Here is a 25,170-nt window from a genome sequence, read left to right on the forward strand (position 1 = left end):
TGTATTGAGGGCGGAGATTTCCCATGACGCTGAAATATGCGCGCGGTCCGGTCAGCTACCTTTACCGTGACGTTGAAAAGAACGGCAAAACCAGCCGCCGCAAGGTCAAACAGGTGCTTTGGGGCGACTGGATCGACGTGCGCGATCCCGTCGACGCCACCTGGACCCATGTCCGCTATGGCAAGAAACCCTATCTGATGAAACGCGCCGAGTTGCAGGACGAGCGCGTGCTGGAGCTGATCTTTCTCGACATCGGGCAGGGCGATGCCTGTATCCTGACCGAGCCGGGCCACCATCACCCGCCCCGGGTGATGGTGATCGACGCCGGGATCGGGCGCAACACCAACGGGTTTCTGAACTGGCGGTTCCGCGATTTCGACAATTCGGGCCAGATCCATGCCGCCATCATCACCCATCCGGATGCCGACCACTATCGCGGTTTTCAGCCGATCTTCGAGAACCGCCGCCTGCGGATCGAGCATGTCTATCACAGCGGGTTGGTCGAACGGATGGGCGACGATCTGCTGGGGCCGGAACAGGGCGGATTCCTGACCGAGGTGGTGGCCAGCGACGCACAGCTGCGCGCGCTGCTAGCCAATCCTGCACGGCGCGGGCGCAAGCTTTATCCCAAGCTGATGCAGACCGCGCTGGAGGCGAACCGGATCGGCCCGGTCACCGCGCTGACCACCGCCCATGCGGTGCAGGAAGACGGGCGCGCCTGGCTGCCGGGCTTTGCTCCCGCTGACGGCGGGCTGATCACCATCGAGGTTCTGGGGCCGGTCGTCGAACCCGATGCCACTGGCCAGCCGCGTCTGCGCGCCTTTGGTGACAAACCCACCTCGCGGTCAATGGATGACGGCAAGACCAAGAACGGCCATTCGGTCCTTTTGCGGCTGGATTTCAACGGGTTCCGGGTGTTGTTCGGTGGCGATCTCAACACCTCGGCCGAGTGCTTTCTGATGCAGCACTATGGCGGGGTGCCGGTCTCGACGCCGTTGGCAGCGACCGAGGCCGAGCTTGAGGCCATCGCCCGACCCGAGATCATCGCCGCTGCCGCTGAGCGTTTCGGCGTCGATCTGATGAAAACCTGCCATCACGGGTCCTCGGACGTGACCGAGGAGTTTTTGCAAGCCGCCCATCCGGCCGCCTATGTGGTGTCCTCGGGCGATGAAGAGGGGCACGTTCATCCGCGCCCCGACCTGTTGGGCCTGTTGGGCAAGACGGGCGCCGGGGCGCGGCCGTTGATCCTGTCCACCGAACTCCTCCGCTCCACCCGAGAGCGCGAGCGGGACGACCTGCGCCCGGCGCTCGACCGGCTGAACGGGCGGATCGAGGAGGAACTGGCCAAGGGCGCGGCAGCGGATGCGGCGGCGCTGACCGAGATGCGGGCGGCCAAACGCAAGTTGCTGGACGAGGTGTTCCGCCGCAATGTGGGCGTGTACGGCGCCATCAACCTGCGCACCGACGGGCGCGATGCGGTGATCGCCTTTCGCAAGGAAAAGGCGCCCGCGCACAGGCGCTGGTTCTATTACGAGATGCGGCGCGATCCCGACAGCGGCGGCTTTCTGCCCGTGCTGGGCGATGGGCACTGAGCACCCTCAGGTCAGCCGGGACAGAAACGCGGTCAGATCGTCGGTATGGTGGTGGATATGCTCCGCCGGGTGCGGATCGGGGGCCACATGTACCGTGCGCATCCCCATCTCGTGCGGGGCGGTCAGGTTGCGGGGGTCGTCCTCGAACATGGCGGCGCGTTCGGGGATCACCCCGTCGCGGGTGAACACCTCTTCAAACGCGGCGCGCTCGGGCTTGGGCCGGTAGCCCGCGTGTTCCACACCATAGATGGCATCGAATAACCCGCTCAACCCGCGCGCGGCCAGCACCCTCTCGGCATAAGGCGCCGAGCCGTTGGTATAGACGATGCGGCGCCCGGGCAGGGCGCGGATATGGCTGGCCAGCGCGGCGTCGGGGGTCATGTGGCTCATGTCCACCTCATGCACCGCCACCAGATAGGGATCGGGGTCGAGCCCGTGTTCGCGCATCAGCCCGGCCAGGGTGGTGCCGTATTGCCGCCAATAGTGCGCGCGCAGGCGGTCGGCCTCGGCCCGGGTGACGCCGAGCGTCTCCATCACATAAGCTGTCATCCGCACTTCGATCTGGTCGAAGAGCCGCATTGCGGGCGGATAAAGGGTGTTGTCCAGATCGAACACCCAGGTCGTCACATGAGAGAAGGCTTCGCGCACCATGGACCGGATTTAGGGCAGATGGGGCGCGTGCGCAATGGCAGGGTTGATCCGGGCGGGTCCCGGCGGATACACAAGTCCGAACAGGGAGAAGAGAACAGCAATGACCCAGGGCCGCCCGGCGCAGAAAGACGCCTATCACCTGATCCTCGAAGCCATTGACAGCGGCATCTACAAGCCTGGCGACCGGCTGGTGGAAAGCGAACTGGCCGAACGGTTCGGGGTGTCGCGCACACCGATCCGCGAGGCGCTGCAGCGACTTGAGACCCAGTCGCTGCTGGAACGCGACGGGCGCTCGATGATCGTGGCCTCGCTGGATCACAACCAGATGGCAGAGCTTTATCAGGTCCGGCGCGAGCTGGAGGGGCTGGCGGCGCGGCTGGCCGCGCGCCATGCCACAGCCGAAGAGATCGCGGTGCTGCGCGAGATGGTGGTGGCCGATGACAAGCTGGTGGGCAATCCCAAGGCGTTGAGTCGGGCCAACCGGCGGTTTCACGAACAGATCCACCTGGCCTCGCACAACCGTTACCTGGTGCAGCAGCTTGACCTGGTGCACCGTACCATGGCGTTGATGGCGACCACCTCGCTGGCCGCCGAAGGGCGCGGCGAGATCGCGCAGAGCGAGCACAAGGGGATCGTCGAGGCCATCGCCGCGCGCAACGAGGATGGGGCCGAAAAGGCGCTCAAGGACCATATCTCGATCGCGTTCATGACCCGATTGAAGCTGGACGCCGACAGCCGCGAACGGCGCTGAGAACGAGGCCACGGCAGGATTTCGAAGAAATCCTGTGAACAGGGTTTTAATGAAAACCCTGTTCCCGCACCTGTTCATCGGTCGCGACGGGTAGCTGGGCCGGTTTTTCCTCGCTGGCCTGACCGTGCTCGGTCTTGTCCCAGAAATAGGGATTCACCACCAATTCATAAAGCGCCTTGTAGGCGGCCAGCACGCCCAGAGGAAAATAAACTGGCATGGTCAGCGTCCAGGGGATCAGGAATCGGCGCTCTGCCGCCGAGACCGCGACCAATCCGATCGCCAGTCCCAGAAGCTCGGTCGCCCCGAAGATGGCGGTACACAGGATCAGGACCGGGGCCGACAGAACATCGTCCAGCGGATGGGGCAGGCCGAACAGGATCAGCCAGAAGGACCACAGCACGGGCGCCAGCAGGAACTGGCCCAATGTCCCTAGAAAGAAGGCCTGTACGCCCAGAAAGCGCCGCGTGCCCAGCTCGGCCCACAACCGCAGCGGTGCCCGCATATGCACCAGATATGTAACCATGAAGCCCTTGAGCCAGCGCGAGCGCTGCTTGACCCAGGGCCAGGAGCGGTAATTCGCCTCTTCATAGGTCACCGTGTCGATCAGCTCGGTCCGGTACCCGGCCCGGCAGAGGCGCACACCCAGATCGGCATCCTCGGTCACGTTATGCGCGTCCCACCCGCCCAGTTCCTCCAGCACGCGTCGGCGAAAGAACAGCGTCGTGCCACCCAGCGGCACCACCAGGCCCAGGCGGGCGATACCCGGCAGCACGATGCGGAACCAGCTGGCATATTCGATGGTGAAACATCGTGCCCGCCAGCTGCTGCGCGGGTTGTAGTAATCCAGGATGCCTTGAAGGCAGACCACCTCTTCGGGCGCCTGGGCGAACCGGGCCGCGACCTGTTCGAGTTGGTCAGCGACCGGCGCATCTTCGGCATCCCAGACGCCGATGATCTCGCCCCGGCAGAAATCGAGCGCATAGTTCATCGCGCGGGGCTTGGTTGTCAGCCCCTTGTGGCCGGGCACCTCGATCACCCGCATCCAGGCGGGCAGGGTGCATTGGGCCAGGGTCTGACGGGTGACGTCGTCTTTCTCCTCCAACACCAGGATGACGTCCAGCAGCGCTTTTGGGTAGGTCAGGCGGCCGAGGCGGGCCACCAGTGCGGTGGCAATCTCGCGCTCTTTGTAGAGCGGTACCAGCATCGAGATCTTGGGCAGGCGCACCCCCTTTATATCGGTGCCGGGCGAGGGCGGATGCGGTGCGGTCAGATGCGACTGGCTCATGAGATGGGCCACCAGGGCAACCGCCTTGAGCCCCGCAAACAGCGCTAGGGTCAGAACGGCGGTCAGGAACAGCAGCGTCAATCCCTGTACCGGCGCCAGTACAAGCAATCCCAGCAGAACCAGCAGCGCCAGGCTGCCCGGTATCCGGCTGCGCCAGTTCCAGGTCCGGCAGCTATAGCGCGGCGCGACCCGGGTTTCGGCCAGCTGCGCAAGGGTGACGGCATAGCGTCGCGCCAATGCCGCGTCGATCTGATCGCGGCTGGCAAGCGCCGGCATCAGCAGGATACCCGTTTGCGCCATCTCGGCGCGCAGCCGGTCGAACAGGTCGGGGCGTGCGGTGGCGACGATGACCATGGGCCCCAGGCGCATCCAGGGAATTGCACCATGACGCAGCCAGAAATCATGTGGCATCAGCCCGCATAACTCGTCCCTAGGCGGATCAGCGGCCAGATCGACCCATTGCACCCCGTTCTGAAGCGCCAGCGCGCGCAGGATGTCATTGGGTTCGGCCCAGCCCTCGGCGATCAGGATCTCACCGATCGGCGCATCAAGCCAGAGTTGCATTTGCAGGGCCTGCACCAGCTGGGCCTGGCTGATCACCCCGCTGCGCACCAGGTATCGGCCAAGAGGCAGGTGCGGTTCCGGCGCCGGATGCGCAAGGCTGGCAGAGCTTAGCCTGAGATGTAGGTCGCTCATGATGCGCAGCCCCGACAACCGTTCCGGGAGTCAGGGTTGCGCAGTTCAGGTTAATAGAGCGTTAATGGCAGACAAAACCGGCTGAGATTGCAGGTTTTTTGTCAGGCATCGGCCTTTTGTGCGTCCATCGCTTCGGCAAAGCGTTCGAACAGATAGAAACTGTCCTGCGGGCCGGGGCTGGCCTCGGGGTGGTATTGCACCGAGAAGACGGGTCGTTCGGTCATGCGGATGCCGCAGTTGGAGCCATCGAACAGCGAGCGATGGGTTTCCACCACGCCCTCGGGCAGGCTCTGCGCATCGACGGCAAAGCCGTGGTTCATCGAGGTGATCTCGACCTTGCCGGTTTCCAGATCCTTGACCGGGTGGTTGGCTCCGTGATGGCCGTGGTTCATCTTGACGGTGCGGCCGCCAAGCGCCAGCGCCAGCATCTGGTGGCCGAGGCAGATGCCAAAGACGGGCAGGGCGGTGGTATCGAGGATCTCGCGGATCATCGGCACCGCATATTCACCTGTCGCCGCCGGGTCGCCGGGTCCGTTCGACAGGAACACGCCGTCGGGCGCATGTGCCAGCACCTCGGCCGCGGTGGCGGTGGCGGGCAGCACGGTCACGTCACAACCTGCCGAGGCGAGGCAGCGCAGGATGTTGCGCTTGGCGCCATAGTCGATGGCGACGACCTTGTGCTTGGGCGCCTCCTGCCGGGCATAACCCTCGGGCCAGGCCCAGCGCATCTCGTCCCAGCGATAGGATTGGGCACAGGTCACGTCCTTGGCCAGGTCCATGCCTTCGAGCCCGGCAAAGCCGCGCGCCGCAGCGACCAGCGCGGCAAGGTCGAATTTTCCATCGGGGTCATGGGCCAAGGCCACATGCGGCGCGCCCTGCTGGCGAATGGCGCGGGTCAGGCGGCGGGTATCGACACCGCCAATAGCGATCCTGCCGCGCCGGGCCAGCCAGCCCTTGAGCTCTTCGGCAGCGCGCCAGTTGGACGGTTGCGTCGGGTCCCATTTCACCACCATCCCGGCGGCCACCGGGTTGGCCGTCTCGTCATCCTCGGGGGTGACGCCCACATTGCCGATATGGGGGAAGGTGAAGGTCACGATCTGGCCGGCATAGGACGGGTCGGTCATGATTTCCTGATAACCGGTCATCGCGGTGTTGAAACACAACTCGGCCACGGTCTGGCCGGTGGCGCCGAAGCCGGTGCCGTAAAACACTGTTCCATCGGCCAGAACCAGGCATGCGGTGGGCTTGGACAGGGGGTTCTGGGCCATGGCGCGACTCTCTATCTCTGGGTAAATCGGCGCATACCTAAGGGTCTTGTGGCCCTGGGTCAACCCTGATCAATTTTTACGCTTTTATTGTTTTTCAATGACTTAACGATATATCACCCCGGTTGTGTCGTGCTTTTTCTTTCGCTATGTTCGGGAACTTGAACAATGTCAGGGGATGGGCAGTTCTGATGGATATGCGGGCACGTGTGAATACCGCGCTGAAACAGGCGATGAAGGACAAGGCCGCCGAACGGCTGTCGACCCTGCGTCTGATCAATGCGGCGATCAAGGATCGCGATATCGCGGTGCGTGGCAGCGGCGATGAAGAGGCCGCCTGTTGCGGCGATGCCGAGGTTCTGGCCATTCTGGGCAAGATGACCAAGCAGCGCCAGGAAAGCGCGCGCGCCTATGAAGAGGGCGGGCGGCTGGACCTGGCCGAGCGTGAGCGTCAGGAAATCGCGGTGATCGAGGAGTTCCTGCCCAAGCAGCTGGACGAGGACGAGGTCGAGAACGCCGTGCGCGCGGCGATCACGGCCACCGGTGCCGGGTCGATCCGCGATATGGGCAAGGTGATGGGCGAGTTGAAGGCGCGCTATACCGGCCAGATGGATTTCGGCAAGGTCGGCCCGATGGTCAAGGATCAGCTCTGCGCCGCCGGAAATTGCTGATCCGACCTTGTGAGGACCAATCGAAAGGCCCGCCCGCGCGGGCCTTTTCTATTGTCGCCGCGCATAGCTGCGGTCCAGTCCCGCGATAAGGCTCAGGAACTCTTCACGCACGCGCGGGGCAAAGGGATTGGCGCTTTCGATGGCGGTCAAGACGCCGGGCGGGTCGTGGCGTACCATCTCGACCGCCTGTTTCAGCAAATCGAAGCTGGCGGTGGTCATGCGGTCGGGCAACGGCCCCATCCGGTTCAACGCCTGGGCGATCAGATGGGTCAGCCCCTGTACCGTGGCGGCCTCGCGGTCATGTGCCTCGGGCGTGGTCAGGATCACCCGCAGCCCCAGCCGCGCCCGCAGAAAGGCAGCCACCGGCAGATGCGCCTGCCCCCGCAAGGGGCAAAGCGCGATCTTGTGACCGGCGATGCCGTGCCGCGCGCTTTGCGGACCGAACAGGGGATGGGTGCCGATCAGCGCCACATGGCCGGGCAGGTTCGCCTGCATGATCGCAGCCGGGGTCATCTTGACCGAGCCGACATCGGCCACCACCGCACCGGGGCGCAGATGCGGGGCGATGGTGCGGCAGGCCTCGGCCATGCCCGCGACGGGCATCGCCAGGATCACCAGGTCGCAGCCCGCCGCCTCGATCAGCGGGACAGCCCGTGCGCCGGCGGGGAGGTTGATGCCATCGGGCAGGGCGGGGTCATGGATCAGGCAGGGCAGATGCGGCGTCAGATGCGTCGCGATCAAGCGGCCAAAAGCGCCAAAACCTAAGAGGCCGACCGAGGTAAAGGTAAGGTGACAGGACATGACAGGCTCCGAAGGGGCCGCGATGCCGGGTCATGTGGTCAAGTGAGAAACTGTTCGGACCGCCGGATCGCGGCGGGTGAACAGGAAATGCAGCCGCCGTTATGTGAACGGCGGATAATAGACGGTGCTGACAAAGGCGCGTGTCCGTTGCATGTCGTTTGCCTAGCTTGCTGCGGCGGACCTGTCAATCACCGCGCCAGCATGTCCCGCAGATCGTCGTAGAGCGCGATGCGTTCATCCTCGGACAGAAACGCCCCGATCTCGACCTCGCGCCCGCCACCCTGCAGGGTCACGTAATGGGGCACCGGCCCGCCATGGGCATGCATGGTGGCGCGCGCCCAATAGCGGTTGCAGTCCCATTCCTGCACCGCCCCGCGCGGGTTGTGGCGCACCAAATGCGCGCGTTCGGGGTCGAGCGTCAGTATTTCGAGGATGCGGCGCTGGCGATAGTTCATCTCGATGGCCAGCCACAGCCCGGCGACCGCCAGCAAAAGAAACGGCAACAACCCCCACAACAGTGGCGACCCCAGAACCGCGATCAGCGGGAGTGCCCCAAGCGCAAAGATCGACAGCACCAAGGCGGCCGCTCCGCGCGGCGGCAACGAGTTGTGCGGCCACAGATGCAGCTCTTGCAGGGTATCGGTGCGTTTCCAGTCATAGGGCATGGCGTTTAGGTATCACGACCGCGGCCGCCGTCCATAGCCCGCGTTGCCGCAGCAACGGTTCAATCGAGGAGTTCGACCTGATGATATTGCAGCAGGTCCAATGCCTCCATACGCGCACGCAGGTCCTCGGACAGCACGCTGACCCGGTCGTAGAAGCCCGATAGCAGTTCCAGAAGGTCCTGTTCGCTGGGGTTCTCCAGTTTTGCCTCGGGGGCTACCTGGCGCAGGATTTCGTAGTTTCCGGTGCGCAGGTTATAGGTGCCGTCGCTCATTTTCCTCAGCGTCCGGTTCACCCACAGATCGCGGTTTTCGCAATGCATATGCGCGATCCAGGCATTGTCCATCTTGAAGACCGCATTCTTGGTCTCACGCGACGGGGGGCGTGGAAAGTGAATGCCGTGGCCCCACCCCTCAAGCCCCGCGCGCAGGATTGACTTCCCTTGGTAATGCCCAAACAGCCCGTTGCGAAAGATCTGAAGGTCATCGCCATAGACACGCCGCCGGGCGCGGAATTTCAGATGCCGGACAGAGCGGCGAAAGGGAGTTGGCCCCTCATGTTCCTCGGGCGGGATCATCGGCTCCAGCGTGCCCAGATGGGCGGTCTGGTAGCTTTCGGGGACAGTGGCCAGTTGCGCGCCAAGGGGCGCCCCATCGGTCACCATCAGCTCGTCGGCATCGAAATGGGCCTGCCAGTCGGTCAGACAGCGATCATAGGCGACACGGCCGTTGAGCAGCTGGCGTCGTTCGACAAAGGGGGGACGCCGTCGGTTCATGCTCTGCCAGTAATCGTCACCACAGCGTTGGGCGATCACCCCGGGCTGGTTTGCGAAAGTGTCAATGGCTGGATCGTCGGGGTCGTCGAAAAAGAGGTGCACATAGCTGGCACCGGCGCCCAGGTTGTGATCAACAAACCGGCGCAGGATGTGAACGGGCTCCCTGACCATGGAAAAGATGCTCCAGGTCGCTTTCATGAACTGCCTCGAAACTTGTTCTATTTTTTGACAAATTCTCCACAAATCCTGGGGTATGTACAGCCTGCGGTTTTGGACCGGCGTCGGTGCCGTGCCCGGCGTTGAGATTTTGCAACGCCTGCCGGTAAGGGCGATGGTAGGGCGAGAGAAAAGGAAAAGGCCCCCGCGCGGATGCGCCGGGGGCCTTTCTGGATTTTCTGGCTCAGGCGCTTAGTGCGCGTGGCCTTTGTCCCAGTCTTCCTGCTTGGGCAGGGTCTCGAACGTATGTTCCGGCGGCGGGGTGGGCAGGGTCCACTCCAGCGTATCGGCATATTCGTTCCAGTAGTTGTTGCGGCTTTCGCGGGCGCCGCGGAACAGCGCATAGAACACGATGCCGAAGAACAGCAGGAACGAGGCGAACGAGATGAACGCGCCATAGGACGAGATCTTGTTCCAATAGGCGAAGGCTTCCGGATAGTCGATGTAGCGACGCGGCATGCCTTGACGGCCCAGGAAGTGCTGGGGGAAGAAGGTCAGGTTGGCGCCGATGAAGAACATCCAGAAGTGGATTTTGCCCCAGAACTCGGAATACTGGCGGCCCGTCATCTTGGCAAAGTAGAAATACATGCCGGCAAAGATGGCGAACACGGCACCCAGGCTCATCACATAGTGGAAGTGGGCAACCACGTAATAGGTGTCATGATAGGCCCGGTCGACCGAGGCCTGGCTGAGCACCACGCCGGTCACACCGCCGACGGTGAACAGGAACAGGAAGCCGAAGGCGAACAGCATCGGCGTCTTGAACTCGATCGAGCCGCCCCACATGGTGGCGATCCAGCTGAACACCTTCACCCCGGTCGGCACCGCGATGACCATGGTGGCCAGCATGAAATAGGCCTGCTGGTTGAGGCTCATGCCTACGGTGTACATGTGGTGCGCCCAGACGACAAAGCCCAGAACACCGATCGCGATGATCGCCCAGACCATCGGCAGATAGCCGAAGACGGGCTTGCGCGCGAAGGTGGCGATCACGTGGCTGATGATGCCGAAACCGGGCAGGATCACGATGTACACTTCCGGGTGGCCGAAGAACCACAGGATGTGCTGATACAGGATCGGGTCGCCGCCACCGGCCGGGTCAAAGAAGGTGAAGCCGAAGTTACGGTCCATCAGCAGCATGGTGATGGCGCCGGCCAGAACCGGCAGCGACAGCAGGATCAGCCACGAGGTCACGAAGATCGACCACGAGAACAGCGGCACCTTGAACAGGGTCATGCCGGGGGCACGCATGTTCAGGAAGGTGGTGATCATGTTGATCGCACCCAGGATCGAGGAGGCGCCCGACAGGTGCACGGCGAAAATCGCCAGGTCCATCGACATACCGCCTTCGGTGGTCGACAGCGGCGGGTACAGAACCCAGCCCACGCCCGAACCCAGCTGGTCGTTGCCACCCGGCGTCAGCATCGAGGCCACACCCAGCGAGGTACCGGCGACATAGAGCCAGAAGCTGAGGTTGTTCATGCGCGGGAACGCCATGTCCGGCGCACCGATCTGAAGCGGCATGAAGAAGTTGCCGAAACCGCCGAACAGGGCCGGAATGACGACAAAGAACATCATCAGGACGCCGTGATAGGTAATCATCACGTTCCACAGATGGCCGTTCGGCGTGCAGGGATCGGCCATGAAGCCTTCCAGACACATGTACTGAACACCCGGCTCCATCAGTTCGAGCCGCATGTAGACGGTCATCAGCACCGAGATCAGACCGGCCAGCGCCGAAAAGATCAGGTACAGGATCCCGATATCCTTGTGGTTGGTCGACATGAACCAGCGGGTGAAGAAGCCGCGATTGTCCTCATGCCCGTGACCATGAATGGCTGCGTCTGCCATTTAGGTGCCTCCTTGCAGATTTCTACGCACAGCCGAAACGCTCCGGGCCGCGCGGATTCCTTGCGGTTTTAGAATGTGAGGCAGGGCGCATCAATGGCGGAGTTTGATCTGGATCAAGATAAATGGCCGCACCCCTCTTGAATGACGACCGCTCTTGCCGCCTTGGGCCGCCTTTCGGGCGCGAAACGGACCGGCACGACAACATGCGACCGAGAGGTGCCGCCATTGGCAGACAGGATCAGCGGTTTTTGTCGAGATGGCGGCGGATACTGCTCAGATCCTCGCGGATGCGCAGCATCGCCTCGACATGTTCGGGCTTGAACAGATGCCCAAAGCGCGCGGTGACGCGCTGGATAGACTCCTCGCGAAAGCGCCGCCCCTCGGGCGTCAGAAACACCAGCTTGCCACGCGCGTCACCGGGGTTGGGAACCACGGTGACAAGGCCATGGTCCACCAGTACCCTGAGCGAATGGGTCATGGTGTTCTTCGAGACCTGCATCGCGGATGCGATGCTGATCGGTGTCTTGCCGTCTCCCAGCCGGTACAGGTGGTTGACGATCCCAAAATGCGACGGGTGGACCCCCTGCGGCAGTGTCCGCGCCAGCAATGTCGAGGACAGCTGGTTGATGATCCCGATCTCGTTGAAAAAGGCGAAGATATCGCTTGCCGAAACTTCGCCGCTTTTGTCGTTCTTGCTCAATCCGTTACCATCTTTGCCTCGATCGGCCAGCGGGGGCTGACCGGAATATCCGGACCATAGCCAATGCGCGCGAGCATTTGAACCGTGCCGCCATCCGGCGCCAGCCGGTTGTGAACCCGGTGATACAGCTCCGCCATCTCCGGGTATTCCTGTAAGGCCTGGCTGAGCGGTTGCACGCCCAGACCGGCCCGGGTCACGGCCAGGTTGGCCCGCAACCAGTCACGACCGGCGGCGATCTGATCCATACGGGTGTTGGCGGCGGTGGTCATCCAGATATGTCCCATGGCACTGAGGCAATTGTCCATGACAGCCTCGATCCCCTGCGAATAGGCCACCGAGCCGGTGTCCAGCGCGACGTTGCGGTCGAAAAGACCCGCCAGCCGGAGGGATTCGAACATCGGGCCGGAAAAGTCGATCCCGTCCGGGTTCTCGTTGATTTCCGCCTTGCCGATGCGGAACAACTCGACGCTTTCCTTGTAGGTCCGCGGGGTTTCGATTTCGATCCGCAGGGCCTGCGCCGACAACTCGCGCCAAAAGCCGATCTCGTCCGGGGCGACCGACCCGCCGAGGCGGGTGCCATGTTTCGTGCTGGCAAGGAGCGCGTCGAGGTCGGTCGCGGACACCGCGCGCTCGGTGTCGAAGGGTTCCTTGTTCGAGCGCCGCGCCAGCACATAAGGCCAGAGCGGGTCAGGTGCCAGCGACGAATCCTCCCTGAACCGGGCCCGGGCCACGATCCGGTCGTCAAGGCCGGTTTCGGAACTGCCATCGGGGAACAGGTCGAGCGTGACGGCATACCCGTTTGCCTGTGCCGCCATCACCATCAGTTCGAGGAAGCAGCCCAGGCCGATCGTCAATTGCCGGTCAAACGGGTCCGTATGGGGCAGCTGACTTTCGGTATCAAAGCGCAGAACAGCGGTCTTCTCGCCCTCCAGCGAGACCAGCCAGGGCTGCCGGTTATGCGGGTTTGGGGCGAGAATAGCATAAGACAACGCGTTCATCCGCGGGTCGGCATAGGCGGCTCCACCTGCAATCGCCCAAGGTGCGAGCGCCTTGCCCGGGCTGCGGGTTGCCGCGAACAACGCCGCTCCGCCTGCCGCGAGTATGACGCCGCCACCTGCAAGTTTCAGAAAACCTCTACGTTTCATGGGAAAGCTCCTTAGGTTCGATGTGGAACTATATATAGTTCGATATCGAACCTAATCAAGAGCGGACCCGCTCATGCCCTCTGCCTTCCTTTCGGTTCCCCTGAGATGCCGCACGACCCGGGGTCCGTTGGGGCGGCAAAAACCCATGGCGGCGGCTTGACCCGATCGGATGCCTCGCCCACTACTCGGGCGACGTACAGAACAGGACGGATGACCATGGCCTATGATCCCGACAATATCTTTGCCAAGATCCTCAGGGGCGAGATCCCCTCGACCCGGGTCTATGAGGATGGCGACACGCTTGCCTTCATGGATATCATGCCGCGGGCCGACGGGCATCTTCTGGTGATCCCCAAGACGCCCTGCCGCAACCTGCTGGATGCCAGCCCCGCGCAGCTGGCCGCCGTGATGGCGACGGTGCAAAAGCTGAGCCATGCGGTGATGGCCGCCTTCGGTGCCGAGGGCGTGACCATCCAGCAGTTCAACGAAGCGGCGGGCGGGCAAGAGGTGTTCCACCTACATTTCCATGTCCTGCCACGCCACGAAGGCGAGCGCCTGCGCCCGCCGGGGCAGATGGGTGACATGGCGGTGATTGCCGAACAGGCTGAAAAGATTCGCGCCGCCCTGGGGTAAAAAGTCAGATCGCCTCTTGAACCTACAGCCCCTGTAGCAATTAGGTGAGAAAGCGAACCGGAATCAGGAACGCTTTCTCATGCCACATGACCATGAGGCCGCATCGGCCCATACTCATACCCACGGGCACCACCACCATCACATCGACCCATCAGCAGGCGATGCGCGCATTGCTTGGGCCATCGCGGTCAACATGGTGCTCACCCTTGCCCAGGTGGTGGGTGGGCTCTTGTCGGGCTCGCTGGCGCTGATCGCCGATGCGCTGCACAACTTCTCGGACGCGGTGGCGCTGATCATCGCCTTTGGCGCCCGGCGCATCGCCCGGCGCCCCGCAGATTCGCGGATGAGCTATGGCTATGGTCGTGCCGAGGTGATCGCGGCACTGATCAACTATACCACCCTGATCGTGCTGGCGCTCTACCTTGTTTACGAGGGGATCATGCGCTTTCTCGATCCGCAGCCCATCGACGGCTGGCTGGTGGTCTGGATCGCCGCGCTGGCGCTCGTCATCGATCTGGTGACGGCGGCGCTGACCTGGTCGATGGCCAAGACCTCGATGAATATCCGGGCCGCCTTTTTGCACAATCTGGCCGATGCGCTGGGCTCGGTTGCGGTGATCGTGGCAGGCAGCGCGGTGATCTGGTTTGGCTGGACCTGGGTCGATCCGCTGGTGACGCTGATGATTGCGGCCTATATCCTGTGGCATGTCAGGGTCGAGATCGGCGCCGCGATCGCGGTGCTGATGCTGGGCACGCCGCCGGGCTACGACCCCGAGGGCGTGGCGCAGGAAATCGAAGCTGTTGAGGGCGTGCAATCGTTGCATCACCTGCATCTGTGGAGCCTGCAAGAGAATACCGCCGCGCTCAGCGCGCATCTGGTGATTGCACCCGGCGCCTGGGATCAGGCCGATGCAATCAAGACGCGGGTCAAGGCCTTGCTGGAGGAACGGCACGACATCGCCCATGTCACGCTCGAGATGGAATGCGCCGCTCATGCCTGTTCGTGCCCGCAGCGGATCGGCAGCGCCTGACGCAGCCTGCAAAAGAAATTGCCGTCCCGCTTGGGGCGGGACGGCAGAACCGGAAGAATGAGCGCAGATACCGTCATGGGGACAGGCGACCGCGCCGGACTTGATCAAAACACCACTCACTCACTGAACGGTAAGACCTGTCTGCCACGAAGATTTTTTCGTCACATGACCCATTTGGGTCATTTTTCGCGGTTGCAGAAGAATTTCGTTTTTTCTCCCTGACCCGTTCGGGTGATTGTCAGCTGTCAAGGTTGAACTAGCTGTATAGTAGGCCAAGGGAGAAGCGCGATCCGGGACGAGTCCATATACCACACGCCGCCAAGCCGCGAGCAGGTCATTACGGCGATTTACGAGACGGTGTTGCGGCCCGATCTCTACGAAGACGTCATGGAGATCTGGGAATCGCATATCGGCATGATGACCCGCGATGCCGAGCTGGCCGCCGATAGTTTCACAGCGGCGACGGCAGGGGTCGCGGTAGATTCCGAGCTGCAACAGCATTTCCAGCGCGCGCATGTCATTCTGGAGCAACTGGGCCGAAAGGCGCCGCAATCCGAGATGGAGCGTCGGGTCGAGGGGGCGCCGGGACATGTGATTCTGGCCGGCCCCGATCGCAAGATACGCGCGGCCAGCGCTCAGGCGCGCGAGTTGCTGGGCGGGGCTTCGGACCTGACGCAGCTCGCCGCGCATCTTGCCTCGAGTGGCGAACAGATGCTGGATCGTATGGTCGGGGCCGCGCGGTCGGGCGACATCAGGATCCCGCAGGTTGTGCTGACCACCGATCTGCGTCCGCGCCACCTGATCGCGCGGGTGATCAGCAGCCCCGAGGGGAACGGCCAGGTGATGATCGAGGGGCTCGATTACCAATGGACGCCGGCCGCCGAACGGGTGCTGGTGGGTTCGTTCGGACTTTCACCTGCCGAGATCGAGATCGTGCGCAACCTGATGGAAGGGCGCAGCCTTCGCGAGATTGCACAGATATCCGGTCGATCGGAACATACGGTCCGCAACCAGGCGAAATCGGTTCTGGCCAAGACGGGCGCGCCGGGACAGGTGGATCTGATCCGGCTGGTCGCCTTCCTGATTGATCGCGGTAACCAGTCACGGCTGGGTGGGCATCCCGGCGCAGTCGATCTGAACGACGATGTGCTCGACATGGGCACCGGCTACAGGATGCAACTCTATCAATGCGGCGATCCGGGCGGGCGGCCGGTCCTCTACCTGCATGGCATGCTCGACGGGATGGCACCGCTGGAATATCTCAAGCACGACTTTGCCCGGCGCGGATTGCGGGTTCTGGCTCCGGTGCGGCCGGGCTATGGCTTGTCCGATCCGGTCAAGGGAGTCGAGACCGGGCTGCGCGTGATGTCCTCCCATGCGCTGGAGTTGATGGACCGCTTCGCGCTGGGACGGGTTGCGATCCTGGGGCATATGGCCGGGGCCGTGACGGGATATGTTCTGCGCGCGGGCGGCGATCCGCGCCTGGCGGGCATGGTCGCGGTTGCCGCCAGCGGCCCGCTGTTGCGGCGTGCACAGCTCAGCGGTATGGCGCGCCGGCAGCGGATGATGGCGATGACCGCAAGGTGGACGCCCGCCCTGTTGCCGTTTTTCGTGCGGGCCGGGATTGCCCTGATCGACAGTGAAGAGGTGGGGCGTTTCATGGACGCGCTCTATCCCCCCGGCAGCCACGAGCGTCAGGTGGTCGACCGGCTCGACCTTGCGGCGCTGATGCATGCGGGATACCGGTTCGCGGCCCAATCCGGCACGGCCGGGTTCGAGGCCGACGCGCTGACCATGGTGTCCCCTTGGCAGCGCCTGAGCAATGGCGGCACCTGTCCGGTGATGCATCTGCACGGGGCGCTTGATCCCGTGGTGCCGGTGGACGAGACGGCCCGTTTCGCCGCCAGCATTCCGGGCGCCAGTTTCCACCGGTTCGAAGAGGTGGGGCAGTTCCTGATCTATGAACGCCCCGATGCGGTCCTGGATGCGATCGAGGCGATACTGCCCCCGCGCTGAACCGCTCAATCGTTACCGAACACCTGTTCGAAGCTTTGACGCAGGGCCACATCCACATCGCCCATGGTCACCGGCAAGCCCAGATCGACCAGCGACGTCACGCCATATTCGGTGATGCCACAGGGCACGATGCCCGAGAAATGGCTCAGATCAGGCTCCACGTTGATCGAGATGCCGTGAAAGCTGACCCATTTTCGCAGGCGGATGCCGATGGCGGCGATCTTGTCCTCGGCGGGCTGGCCACTGAGCGTTAGCGGCTTGTCCTCGCGCTTGACCCAGACGCCGACCCGGCCCACGCGGATTTCGCCGCGAATGTTGAACTCGGCCAGGGCCGCAATCACCCATTCCTCGAGTTGCTGGACAAAGCGGCGCACGTCATGGCCGCGCTTACCCACGTCGAGCATGACATAGACCACCCTTTGTCCGGGGCCGTGATAGGTATATTGCCCACCCCGCTTGCTGTCATAGACCGGGAACCGGTCCGGATCGGTCAGATCGGCGGGCCGGGCCGAAGTGCCCGCGGTGTAAAGCGGCGGGTGTTCCAGCAGCCAGACGCATTCCTCGGCCTCGCCCGCCGCAATCGCGGCGGCGCGCGCCTCCATAAAGGCCACGGCCTCGTCGTAATCGGTCAGCCCGTCGGTGATCTTCCATTCCATGGCGCTGTCATATCGCGCGGACCCGGACAGGGGAAGGGGCGCTGTCAGGCGGCCTCGGCCAGGCACCGCTGGATCACCTGCGCATAGGTTTCGGCACCCTGGGCGCCGGTCAGCAGGTATTTACCGCCGAACACCATCGAGGGGACGCCGGAAATGCCGTGTTGGGTCCAGAACCTCTGTTTTTCGCGGACCGGTGCCTGATGCGCGCCCGAGGTCAGCGCCGTTTGCGCGGCCTCCCTGTCCAGCCCAGCCGCCTCTACCGCGTCGAGCAGAACCGCCTGGTCCGACACATCGCGCCCATCGGTGAAATAGGACGCGAACAGCGCCTGTTTCAGCGGATGCTGGCGGCCCTGACCCTCGGCCCAGTCCAGCAGTTGATGCGCCGCAAAGGTATTCACGATGCGGCTGTCATCGGTGAAATTGAAAGTGAACCCCAGCTCGGCCCCGATTGCCGTCAACCGGGCGCGCGCCTCGGCGCTCTGCTCTGGCGTCGAGCCGTATTTCTCCATGATATGCTCGCGCAGGTTCTGGCCCTCGGGTCCCATCTGCGGGTTCAGCTCGAACGGATGCCACCGCAGCCGAGCCAGCACGCCGGTCGCCGCAAGCGCTTGATCCAGCTGGCGAAACCCGACGATGCACCATGGGCAGACCACGTCCGAGACGATGTCGATCTGAAGTTCGGGGCGAGGGGATTGACCGGTCAACTGCGGACTCCTGAGACTGGGGCGTGTCGTGCCATCCGCTAGCAGATAGGGCGTCGTTCAAGAAATCAAAGTCATGTGTTTTTGTCTCTTCACATCCCGACAACCCTCGTCTATACGCCGCTCTACCAAGTCACTGGCAGTGCGGTCGTGGCGGAATTGGTAGACGCGCAGCGTTGAGGTCGCTGTGGGGTAACACCCGTGGAAGTTCGAGTCTTCTCGACCGCACCATTATCAATCTCAGAACCTGTGTTTCATGTGGCGGCGCACGCATCTTGTGCGAACGCCGCCTGTCGCGCCTCAGACCGGCATGTGGGCGCCGACGCCCATGCGGTTCCACAGATTGATCATCCCGATCGAAGCAGTCAGCGCGGCCACTTCCTGTTCAGACAGCTCTGCGCGCACGTCGTCATAATCCGCATCCGAAACCTCGGAGCCTTCGAGCCGGGTCAGTGTCTCGGCCCAGGCCAGCGCGGCCCGATCTCGGGCGGTGAAGACGCTTGTTTCAGGCCAAACCGCGATCAGATGCAGCAGCATATCGGGCAGTCCGTCCTGCTGCGCTTCTTTCACATGCATGTTGACGCAATAGGCGCAGCCATTGATCTGCGACACCCTGATCTTGGTCAGATGGACCAGGCGCCTGTCGGAATTGGCCTGAGAGATAGCGTCGTTGAGCGCCAGCATCGCGCCAAAGACCTGAGGTGTTTGTCTGGTGAAGTTGAAGCGCATTGTTAAGTGTCCTTTCATGCGGGTGTTGCAGTCGAATCATCGATAGTTTATATCCATGAATGACCGGCGCAAGCGGGATAGGCGGAACCAAAGAGAGGGAAGGCATGCGGCGATTGGGGGATGGGGTCGAAGCGGCGCTGCACTGTGCTGCGGTTCTGGCAGAGCTTCCAGAGGGCAAGGTTCTGTCCGGGCGTGATCTCGCCACCCTGCACGGCCTGTCGGAAAGCTATCTGCTCAAACATATGCGCGCGCTGACAGCCGCCGGTGTGGCCGAGGCGGTGCCGGGACCGCGTGGCGGCTTTCGCCTTGCACGCGCGCCGGAGCAGGTCTCGCTGCTCGATGTGGTCGAGGCGGTGGATGGTCCTGGTCCGTCTTTTGTCTGCCGCGAGATTCGGCGCAAGGGCGAGGTGACCAGCAATGACCCCTGCGCCTATCGCAAGGATTGTTTCATAAAGCGGCGGATGTTGGTCGCTGAACAGGCGTGGCGCGCCTCGTTGCGGGGCCAGTCGCTGGCGGATCTGATGGCGGATGCCCGCGCCGAGATCGGGCCCGAGAACATGCGCGCGGTCGGTGGGTTTATCGAGGAAAAACAGCGCTGAGGGCGGCGGGCCAATCGGATTTCGGGCGTGATCCGGGCGCGCATTCTCCTGGACCCCGCAAATCTGACTGTCATGCCTGCGGTTGGGGCGGGACGGCGGGGGACCAGAGACGGGCCGCAGACAGACATCCCGCGGCGCCGATCAGTGCAAGAACAGTCAGGGCAATCTGAGGTGTCGTGACCGTTGCCAGCCAGCCTGCCAGTGGATAGGCCAGCAGCCAGCAAGCATGGGACAGCGAGAACTGCGCCGCAAAAAGTGCGGGCAGATCCTCGGGCCCTGCCGAGCGGCGCAACAACCGACCCGAGGGTGTCAGCGCGCTGGCAAAGCCAATACCGTTGACGAACCAGGCCAGCAGCAGCGGGCCAGAGCCCAAATCAAAAAGTGCTACCCAGAGCGCCAGACTCAGCCCGGTCACCGCCATGGCAACGCCTCCGGCAAGCATGACGGGCCGGTCGTTGAAACGGTCCAGCAGCCGAGGCAGGGCCAGCGCCGCCAGCATAGAGCCGCCGCCAAAGGCCCCCAGCGCCAGCGCCACCATCCGGTCCGATCCGTCCAACTCGCTTTTGACCAGAACCACCGTGTTGACCAGCACCATGGCGCCGGGCATCGCCACGGCAAGGTTCAGCGCCAGCAGCGCGCGCAGCCGAGGGGTGGCGAGGTAGAGACGCAGACCCCGCAGGCTGCGCGAGGCCAGCCCTCCGGTGCGGCTGGCGCCGGGTCGTGGCAGGGCGACCGAAACCACCAGCAGTGCGGAGCCGACAAAGCCCAGTGCAGTGCCCAGAAACAGCGCGTTGAAACTCACCATCCCCAGCAACAGCGCCGCCAGTGCAGGGCTGACCAGGCTTTCCAGATCATAGGTCAGACGGCTCAGCGACAGCGCCTTGGTATAGTCTTCCTCTTCGGGCAGCAGGGCGGGGATGGTGGCCTGAAAGGCCGGGGTGAACCCGGCCGAGGCCGCCTGGAGCACAAAGATCAGCAGGTAAACCTGCCAGATCTCGGTGACCATCGGCAGGCAGGCCGCCGCCGCCGCCCGCACCAGATCCAGCGTCACCAGCACCCGGCGCCGGTCCATGGCTTCGGTCAACGCGGCGGCGAGCGGCGACAGAAAGACATAGGCCAGCATCTTGATGGTGAGCGCGATGCCCAGCACCATACCCGCGCGCGGTCCGGCCAGATCATAGGCCAAGAGCCCCAGCGCCACCGTGGCCAGACCGGTCCCGGTCAGCGCCACCAACTGCGCCGCAAAGAGCTGCCGATAGGCGCGGTGGCGCAGCACGTCGAACATGAACTGCGCCCCTCTCTCAGCCCGTGGTGGTCATTCCGCAGGGGTCGGGGCGTCGGGGCTGCCCTTGATCCGCTCGCGCGCGCCCTGCATCACCGCATAGAGCACCGGAACCAGCACTACGCCGATCACCGTGGCCGCCAGCATGCCGCCGAACACCGCCACGCCGATCGCCTTCTGGCTGGCGGCACCGGCGCCATTGGCTGTCAATAGCGGCACCACGCCCAGCAGGAAGGACAGCGCCGTCATCATCACCGCGCGAAAGCGTTGATGCGCGGCCTCGGCTGCGGCCTCGCGGATGCTCAGCCCCTTGGCGCGCTGCTCCATCGCGAATTCGACGATCAGGATACCGTTCTTGGACGCCATGCCCACCAGCATGATCATGCCGATCTGTGTGTAGAGGTTGATGTCCGAGCCGACCACGGCCACCGCCGCCACCGCCCCGAACAGCGCCACGATTACCGAAAGCAGGATCGAAACCGGCATCGACCAGCTTTCATATTGACCCACCAGGAACAGATAGGCGAACAGCACCGCCAGCCCCAGGATTACCGCGACCAGCCCGCCCGAGCTCAGCTGTTGCTGGGCGCTGCCGGTCCATTCGAAGGCATAGCCGGGTGGTAGCGCACTCGCGGTCTCTTCGGTCATCACCGAAATTGCGTCACCGGTGGACAGGCCCGGTGCGGGCACCGCCGTTACCGTGGCCGAGCGGAACAGGTTGTGCCGCTTCAGCAGCACCGGCCCCAGCACGTTCTCGACATCGATCAGCGTGCCAAGCGGCACCATCTGGCCCTGTTGCGAGCGCACATAGAGGTTGCCGATATCCTCGACCTTGTCGCGATAGCTGCCCTCGGCCTGGATCATCACCCGGTAGACGCGGCCAAACAGGTTGAAGTCGTTGATGTAATACGAGCCGAGATGCGCCTGCATGGTCTGGAACACCTCGGCCACCGACACTTGCAGCGTCTTGGCCTTTTCCCGGTCCAGATCAACGAACAGCTGCGGCACGTTTGCCCGGAAGGTGGTATAGCTCTGCGCGATCTCGGGCCGCTGGTTGGCGGCATAGACCAGCGAGCCGACCGCCGCGGCCAGATCCTGGGCCGAGCCGCCACCGGTCTGCTGCACCTCCATCTCGACACCCGCCGACATGCCCAGACCCTGGATCGGGGGCGGGTTGAAGGCCACGATCGAGGCCGCGCTTTCACCCCAGGCGATGTTGAGGATCTTTTTCAGGATGGCATCGGCGCTCAGCTCCGGCTCTTGCCGTTCCTCCCAGTTGGTCAGGTTGACGATGATCATCGCGCCGTTGGGCGTCAGCCCGTTGAGCATCGAGAACCCGTTCACCAGAACCGTGTTGGCCACGCCGTCAAGCTGTTGCAAATTGTCGTTCAGCCGCGCGGTGACCGTCTCGGTCCGGCCCAGCGTGGCCGCGTCGGGCAATTGCACGTCGACGAACAGGTATCCGTTATCCTCCAGCGGCAGGAACCCTTTGGAGGTGTTCGAGAAGATGCCGCCTGCCCCGGCGCCGATCGCGGCCACGATGGCCAGCGAGATCACAGGCAGGATCAGCAGCTTGCGCACCAGCGCCACATAACCGTCGCGCACCCCGCCAATGCCGCGCTCGAACAGGGCAAGGGCCCCCTTGGGCGGGCCCGAGCGTGCGCGCAGCACCAGACCGCACAGCGCCGGCGACAGGGTCAGCGCGTTGATCGAGGAAATCGCGACGGCGACCGAGATGGTGACGGCAAATTGCGAATAGAGCCGCCCGGTGATGCCTGGCATGAAGGTGACCGGCACGAACACCGCCAGCAGCACCAGCGTGGTCGCGATCACCGGTCCGGTGATCTGGCCCATCGCCTTGCGGGTGGCCTCGGGCGGGCTCAGCCCCTCTTCGGCAATGATGCGTTCGACGTTTTCCACCACGACGATGGCGTCGTCCACCACGATGCCGATCGCCAGTACCAGCGCAAACAGCGAGATGGTGTTCAGCGACATGCCAAAGGCCAGCAGAAAGGCGAAAGTGCCGATCAGCGAAACCGGGATCGCCACCGCCGGGATCAGCGTGGCCCGCCAGTTGCCCAGAAAGACAAAGACCACCGAGACCACCAGAACAAAGGTCAGCATCAGGGTAGAAACCACGTCACTCAGCGACTGTTCCACAAAATCGGTGGTGTTGAAGGGGATCTCATAGTCCACATCCTCGGGAAAGCCGCGCGAGAGCCTTTCCAGCTCGGCGGTTACCCGCTCGGACACCGCCAGCGCATTGGCGCCCGGTGCCTGGTAGATGCCGAGCACGGTGGCGGGCTTGCCCTGGTAAAAGCCCGAGGCGCTGTAAAACTGCGCCCCCAGCTCGACCCGGGCGATATCGCGCACCCGGACCACGGCGCCGGCCTCGCCGGTGCGGATCACGATATTCTCGAACTCGTCAACCGTGCTCAGCCGCCCCTTGGACTTGATCGTGTACTGGAATGTCTGTCCCTCTGGCGCGGGCGGTGCACCGATCTGGCCGGCGGAAACCTCAAGGTTCTGCTCGCGCACCGCCGCGATCAGGTCGCCCGGCGTGATCGACAGGGCCGCCATCTTGTCGGGGTCCATCCACATCCGCATGGCATATTGCAGGTCGGTCAGCACATCGGCCTTGCCCACCCCCTGTACCCGCGCCAGCGCGTCCTTGAGGTTGATCGAGGCATAATTGGAAAGAAACACGCTGTCATAGGTGTTGTTGGGCGAGGTGAGCGTGACCACCATCAGCATGTTGGTCGAGGATTTCTGTGTCACCACGCCGGAATTGGTCACCTCGGTCGGCAACGAGGACAGCGCTTGTGCCACCCGGTTCTGCACGTTGACCGAGGCGATGTCGGGATCGGTGCCCACCTCGAAGGTAACACTCAGCGAATAGGCACCGTTATCGGCCGAGGTAGACGTCATGTAGAGCATGTCGTCGACGCCGTTCACCTGCGCCTCGATCGGGGCAGCCACGGCGTTTTCCACCGTCTCGGCATTGGCGCCGGTATAGTTGGCCGAAACGCTGACCACCGGCGGGGTGATATCGGGGAACTGCGCCACCGGCAGCACCAGGTAACCGATGCCGCCAAGGATGGTCAGGACCAGCGAGATGACAAAGGCCAGCTTTGGCCGGCTAATGAAAAGAGCCGAGAACATGGGTTACTCTCCCGGCTGTTCTGCGGCGACGACCGCGTCGACGGCAACGCCGGGGCGCACCCGTTGCAGGCCCTCCACGATCACGCTTTCGCCCTCGCGCAGGCCATCGAGCACGATGGCCGCAGTGCCTTCCGTGTCGCCAAGCGTCACGTAACGCTGTTCGACCATCTGCTTGTCATTGACCACCAGTACGAAATCGCCGCGTTGATCGCGTTGCAGTGCCGCCTGCGGGACCAGCACCCGAAGCGTCGGCTCCAGTGCCGAGATGCGCACATGCACAAAGGCCCCGTCCACGATCAGCCGCCCGGCATTGGCGAACTCGGCCCGCATCACGACCGAGCCGGTCAACGGATCAACCCGGTTATCGACAAAGACCAGCCGCCCGACCTCGTCCAGCGGTGCGCCGTTGGGCAGGGTGACGTGAACGTCGGGGCTGCGCTTGCTCTCGGCCAGCGTCTCGGCTGTTTCACCAAGCTGTTGCAGCACGTCGATCATCCGCTTTTCGTTGAGCGCAAAGGTGACATGGATCGGTGTCTCGCGCACCAGCGTGACGAGCGGCGGGTTGGCCGGACCCACCACATCGCCGACCGACGTCGCGACCCGCCCCAGCCGGCCGGCAAACGGTGCTTCGATCTGGGTATAGCTCAGATCAAGCTCGGCCTGACGGATCGCCGCCTGTGCCGATTTCACAGCTGCCTCAGCCACCAGTTCGTTGGCGCGGGCAATGTCCACTTCCGAGGCCGGAGTGGCCTCACGACGCAGCAACTCTTCCTTGCGGGCGAGTTCCACGCCCGCCAGTTCCAGATTGGCCGCGGCCTTGTCCAGATCGGCGCGCCGCGCCTCGAGCACCGCCTGATAGAGGTCGGGCTCGATGCGGAACAGCAGATCGCCCTCGGCCACGGTGCTGCCATCCTCGACCAGTTGTTCGTCAAGGAACCCGCTGACACGGGCCACGATATCGACCTTGTCGATCGCCTCGCCGCGACCGATGAACACCGCCTCTTCGGTAATCTCCTGGGTGTAGGCAGCAGCAACTGACACCTTGGGCGCCTCTTGCGCGTCCATCGGCAGGGCGGTCAGTCCGACCGCAAGGCCGGTGAGGGTGGCGAGCACCCAGCGCATACGCATCAGGAGTGAAGGGGAGCGGGTCTGCATGGAAAACCTCTTTCGTCTGGTACGGTGCGCTCTCGTAATCGGAACGGCGAGGGCCGAGTCGGAATGATATACCGTCGACAATGCAGGCTTCGTCCATTTTTCTCAAGCAATCCCTCAACTTCCGGTAAGTGTCACGGTGTTGCGC

General features: G+C 63.6%; 22 protein-coding genes and 1 tRNA gene. 8 read left to right on the top strand and 15 right to left on the bottom strand.

Annotated features, from left to right (window positions below; all coding sequences use genetic code 11):
- The first annotated feature begins 23 nt into the window (after positions 1 to 23).
- Positions 24 to 1,592: a ComEC/Rec2 family competence protein gene (locus AC2FNA_RS15555; RefSeq protein WP_496828033.1), complete on the top strand. Its 1,569-nt coding sequence runs from the start codon at positions 24 to 26 to the stop codon at positions 1,590 to 1,592.
- Positions 1,593 to 1,598: 6 nt separating this feature from the next.
- Here the strand turns inward: AC2FNA_RS15555 and AC2FNA_RS15560 are convergent, their stop codons facing one another.
- Complete coding sequence (locus AC2FNA_RS15560; RefSeq protein WP_496828035.1) at positions 1,599 to 2,243, bottom strand: pyrimidine 5'-nucleotidase; 645 nt, start codon at positions 2,241 to 2,243, stop codon at positions 1,599 to 1,601.
- A gap of 100 nt (positions 2,244 to 2,343) precedes the next feature.
- Here AC2FNA_RS15560 and AC2FNA_RS15565 point away from each other — a divergent pair, with 100 nt between their 5' ends.
- Positions 2,344 to 2,994, top strand: a complete 651-nt coding sequence (locus AC2FNA_RS15565) for a GntR family transcriptional regulator (RefSeq protein ID WP_496828036.1) — start codon at positions 2,344 to 2,346, stop codon at positions 2,992 to 2,994.
- 46 nt (positions 2,995 to 3,040) lie between these two features.
- On the opposite strand, the gene AC2FNA_RS15570 is transcribed toward AC2FNA_RS15565, so the two are convergent.
- Positions 3,041 to 4,975 (bottom strand): glycosyltransferase family 2 protein, encoded by a 1,935-nt coding sequence (locus AC2FNA_RS15570; RefSeq protein ID WP_496828038.1) that lies wholly within the window; start codon positions 4,973 to 4,975, stop codon positions 3,041 to 3,043.
- A gap of 101 nt (positions 4,976 to 5,076) precedes the next feature.
- Positions 5,077 to 6,243, bottom strand: coding sequence for a glutamine-hydrolyzing carbamoyl-phosphate synthase small subunit (carA, locus tag AC2FNA_RS15575; protein WP_496828040.1), 1,167 nt, complete (start codon positions 6,241 to 6,243; stop codon positions 5,077 to 5,079).
- A 188-nt stretch (positions 6,244 to 6,431) separates the two neighbouring features.
- Between carA and AC2FNA_RS15580 the strand changes: the two genes are divergently transcribed.
- Positions 6,432 to 6,911 carry a GatB/YqeY domain-containing protein gene (locus tag AC2FNA_RS15580; protein ID WP_234137856.1) on the top strand — a complete coding sequence of 160 codons (480 nt, stop codon included), beginning with the start codon at positions 6,432 to 6,434 and terminating at the stop codon, positions 6,909 to 6,911.
- 48 nt (positions 6,912 to 6,959) lie between these two features.
- Here the strand turns inward: AC2FNA_RS15580 and AC2FNA_RS15585 are convergent, their stop codons facing one another.
- From AC2FNA_RS15585 to AC2FNA_RS15610, 6 genes are all read right to left on the bottom strand, one after another.
- Entirely contained in the window at positions 6,960 to 7,712 is a 753-nt protein-coding gene (locus AC2FNA_RS15585; protein WP_496828042.1) for a prephenate dehydrogenase/arogenate dehydrogenase family protein, read from the bottom strand.
- 188 nt (positions 7,713 to 7,900) lie between these two features.
- Positions 7,901 to 8,377 (bottom strand): DUF2244 domain-containing protein, encoded by a 477-nt coding sequence (locus tag AC2FNA_RS15590; protein WP_234184042.1) that lies wholly within the window; start codon positions 8,375 to 8,377, stop codon positions 7,901 to 7,903.
- 59 nt (positions 8,378 to 8,436) lie between these two features.
- Positions 8,437 to 9,348 carry a glycosyltransferase family 2 protein gene (locus AC2FNA_RS15595; RefSeq protein WP_496828044.1) on the bottom strand — a complete coding sequence of 304 codons (912 nt, stop codon included), beginning with the start codon at positions 9,346 to 9,348 and terminating at the stop codon, positions 8,437 to 8,439.
- Positions 9,349 to 9,558: 210 nt separating this feature from the next.
- Positions 9,559 to 11,217 (bottom strand): cytochrome c oxidase subunit I, encoded by a 1,659-nt coding sequence (gene ctaD / locus AC2FNA_RS15600; RefSeq protein ID WP_234137860.1) that lies wholly within the window; start codon positions 11,215 to 11,217, stop codon positions 9,559 to 9,561.
- A 238-nt stretch (positions 11,218 to 11,455) separates the two neighbouring features.
- Positions 11,456 to 11,917, bottom strand: a complete 462-nt coding sequence (locus AC2FNA_RS15605; RefSeq protein WP_496828047.1) for a MarR family winged helix-turn-helix transcriptional regulator — start codon at positions 11,915 to 11,917, stop codon at positions 11,456 to 11,458.
- Entirely contained in the window at positions 11,914 to 13,062 is a 1,149-nt protein-coding gene (locus AC2FNA_RS15610; RefSeq protein ID WP_496828048.1) for an Acg family FMN-binding oxidoreductase, read from the bottom strand. The genes AC2FNA_RS15605 and AC2FNA_RS15610 overlap by 4 nt, the downstream gene beginning before the upstream one ends.
- A gap of 210 nt (positions 13,063 to 13,272) precedes the next feature.
- Between AC2FNA_RS15610 and AC2FNA_RS15615 the strand changes: the two genes are divergently transcribed.
- The 3 genes from AC2FNA_RS15615 to AC2FNA_RS15625 all read left to right on the top strand — a co-directional run bounded on the left by AC2FNA_RS15615 (position 13,273) and on the right by AC2FNA_RS15625 (position 16,741).
- A complete protein-coding gene (locus tag AC2FNA_RS15615) occupies positions 13,273 to 13,695 on the top strand; it encodes an HIT family protein (RefSeq protein ID WP_496828050.1) in 423 nt (140 codons plus the stop codon).
- Positions 13,696 to 13,774: 79 nt separating this feature from the next.
- Positions 13,775 to 14,725: a cation diffusion facilitator family transporter gene (locus tag AC2FNA_RS15620; protein WP_496828052.1), complete on the top strand. Its 951-nt coding sequence runs from the start codon at positions 13,775 to 13,777 to the stop codon at positions 14,723 to 14,725.
- A 387-nt stretch (positions 14,726 to 15,112) separates the two neighbouring features.
- Positions 15,113 to 16,741 (top strand): bifunctional helix-turn-helix transcriptional regulator/alpha/beta hydrolase, encoded by a 1,629-nt coding sequence (locus tag AC2FNA_RS15625; protein WP_496828054.1) that lies wholly within the window; start codon positions 15,113 to 15,115, stop codon positions 16,739 to 16,741.
- A 5-nt stretch (positions 16,742 to 16,746) separates the two neighbouring features.
- On the opposite strand, the gene lipB is transcribed toward AC2FNA_RS15625, so the two are convergent.
- On the bottom strand, positions 16,747 to 17,397 hold the full coding sequence (gene lipB, locus AC2FNA_RS15630) for a lipoyl(octanoyl) transferase LipB (RefSeq protein ID WP_496828056.1): 651 nt from the start codon (positions 17,395 to 17,397) through the stop codon (positions 16,747 to 16,749).
- A gap of 44 nt (positions 17,398 to 17,441) precedes the next feature.
- Entirely contained in the window at positions 17,442 to 18,101 is a 660-nt protein-coding gene (locus AC2FNA_RS15635) for a DsbA family oxidoreductase (RefSeq protein WP_496828058.1), read from the bottom strand.
- A 141-nt stretch (positions 18,102 to 18,242) separates the two neighbouring features.
- On the opposite strand from AC2FNA_RS15635, the gene AC2FNA_RS15640 reads away from it, so the two are divergent.
- Positions 18,243 to 18,329: transfer RNA gene (locus tag AC2FNA_RS15640), tRNA-Leu, on the top strand.
- Between the two features lie 69 nt (positions 18,330 to 18,398).
- Here AC2FNA_RS15640 and AC2FNA_RS15645 read toward each other — a convergent pair.
- Complete coding sequence (locus AC2FNA_RS15645) at positions 18,399 to 18,827, bottom strand: carboxymuconolactone decarboxylase family protein (protein ID WP_496828060.1); 429 nt, start codon at positions 18,825 to 18,827, stop codon at positions 18,399 to 18,401.
- A gap of 104 nt (positions 18,828 to 18,931) precedes the next feature.
- Between AC2FNA_RS15645 and AC2FNA_RS15650 the strand changes: the two genes are divergently transcribed.
- The gene (locus AC2FNA_RS15650; protein WP_496828062.1) at positions 18,932 to 19,426 is read left to right on the top strand and encodes an RrF2 family transcriptional regulator; all 495 of its coding nucleotides are present in this window, start codon (positions 18,932 to 18,934) and stop codon (positions 19,424 to 19,426) included.
- 70 nt (positions 19,427 to 19,496) lie between these two features.
- Here AC2FNA_RS15650 and AC2FNA_RS15655 read toward each other — a convergent pair whose 3' ends face one another.
- Genes AC2FNA_RS15655 through AC2FNA_RS15665 form a run of 3 tightly spaced genes read right to left on the bottom strand, consistent with a single transcriptional unit; the run spans position 19,497 to position 25,025 of the window.
- Positions 19,497 to 20,711 (bottom strand): MFS transporter, encoded by a 1,215-nt coding sequence (locus tag AC2FNA_RS15655; RefSeq protein ID WP_496828064.1) that lies wholly within the window; start codon positions 20,709 to 20,711, stop codon positions 19,497 to 19,499.
- Positions 20,712 to 20,741: 30 nt separating this feature from the next.
- The gene (locus tag AC2FNA_RS15660; protein WP_496828066.1) at positions 20,742 to 23,870 is read right to left on the bottom strand and encodes an efflux RND transporter permease subunit; all 3,129 of its coding nucleotides are present in this window, start codon (positions 23,868 to 23,870) and stop codon (positions 20,742 to 20,744) included.
- A 3-nt stretch (positions 23,871 to 23,873) separates the two neighbouring features.
- Complete coding sequence (locus AC2FNA_RS15665) at positions 23,874 to 25,025, bottom strand: efflux RND transporter periplasmic adaptor subunit (RefSeq protein ID WP_496828068.1); 1,152 nt, start codon at positions 25,023 to 25,025, stop codon at positions 23,874 to 23,876.
- Positions 25,026 to 25,170: the final 145 nt, after the last annotated feature.

It is taken from the genome of Ruegeria sp. YKSD163 (assembly GCF_059612905.1).